This is a genomic window from Blastococcus sp. CCUG 61487 (genome assembly GCF_005222955.1).
Taxonomy (GTDB): domain Bacteria; phylum Actinomycetota; class Actinomycetes; order Mycobacteriales; family Geodermatophilaceae; genus Blastococcus.
The window spans coordinates 1-1355 of the sequence record NZ_LWUA01000108.1; the positions used below are offsets into that span (position 1 = coordinate 1).

The 1355-nt window shown below is 75.4% G+C and carries 1 protein-coding gene and 1 pseudogene; one reads left to right on the plus strand and one right to left on the minus strand.

Features of this window, described 5'->3' with window-relative positions:
- The coding region (locus tag A6V29_RS07165; protein WP_212719101.1) for an HAD family hydrolase at positions 1–837 on the minus strand (837 nt) is incomplete at its 3' end.
- A 207-nt stretch (positions 838–1044) separates the two neighbouring features.
- Here A6V29_RS07165 and A6V29_RS07170 point away from each other — a divergent pair.
- A pseudogene (locus tag A6V29_RS07170) lies at positions 1045–1355 on the plus strand (septum site-determining protein Ssd); the annotation flags it as partial.

Here is a 1355-nt window from a genome sequence, read left to right on the forward strand (position 1 = left end):
CGCCGGGCGTCGTCCCGAGAGCGGGCCGGGGGCGCCGGCGACGGCCGCGGCCGAGCGCGCGGTGCGGTGCCGCGCGTACCAGGCCAGGCCCACGACGGCGGCCCCCACGCCCACCGCCGCGCCGGTGATGACCGGCGTCGTGGGGGAGGGGAAGCGCGAGCGCAGGCTCACCGGCCGCTCGAAGCGCAGCACCGGCCAGCCGTTCTTCAGGGCCGCCTTGCGCAGGGCGCGGTCGGGGTTGACCGCGGTCGGGTGCCCGACGGCCGAGAGCATCGGCAGGTCGGTGATCGAGTCGCTGTAGGCGTAGCAGTCGGCGAGGTCGTAGCCGCCCTCGGCGGCCAGCGCGCGGATCGCCTCGGCCTTGTTCTCACCGTAGGCGTAGTACTCGATCTCGCCGGTGTAGCGGCCGTCGACGGTCACGAGGCGGGTGGCGACGACCCGGTCGACGCCGAGCATCTCCCCGATCGGCTCCACGATGTCGGCGCCGCTGCTGGACACGATGACGATCTCGTGGCCGGCGGCGCGGTGCTCCTCGATGAGGTCGGCGGCCTCGGCGTAGACCAGCGGGTCGACGATCTCGTGCAGGGTCTCGCGGACGATCTCGTGCACCGTGGCGGCGTCCCAGCCGGTGACCATCGAGGTCAGCTGGGCGCGCAGCCGCTCCATCTGCTGCTCGTCGGCACCCGCGAGGGAGAAGACGAACTGCGCGTACGCCGACTTGAGGACGACGCGCCGGTTGATCAGGCCGCCCTGGAAGAACGGCCGGCCGAAGGCGAGCGCGCTCGACTTGGCGATGACCGTCTTGTCGAGGTCGAAGAACGCCGCGGTGCGGGGCACGGGAGTCACGGTAGCTGGATCGGCAGGGAGCGACCCGGAGTGGACCCGAGCGCTACCCGAAGGGGTCATGCCCCGTTGCGCCGGCCCACGGGCCGCTCCACAGGCCGTCGGACCGTCCACAGTCCCGGCTGGGTCCTTCCGGTCCGGGCCGGCACCGGCTGGGCTGGGCGGGTGCCGGCTCCCCGCCCCGAACCTCTGCGCCCCCTGGTGATCAGTACCGACGACGACCTGCTCGACGACCTGCTGGGCCTGCTCGCCGCGGCGGGCGCCGAACCGCAGCTCGCCCGCGGTGGTCCGGTGCTGCGGCGGGCGCACCGGGAGGCGCCGCTGGTGCTGGTCGGGGCCGACTGCGTCCAGGCGACCGCGGTCCGCGACCTGCCGCGTCGGCCGGGCGTGGTGGTGGTCGGCCGCGGGGAGCTCTCCCCGGCGGGCTGGGCCGCGGCGGTCGAGGTGGGCGCCGAGCGGGTGACGGTGCTGCCGGCCGACGAGGGCTGGCTCCTCGCCCGCGCCGCCGAGGC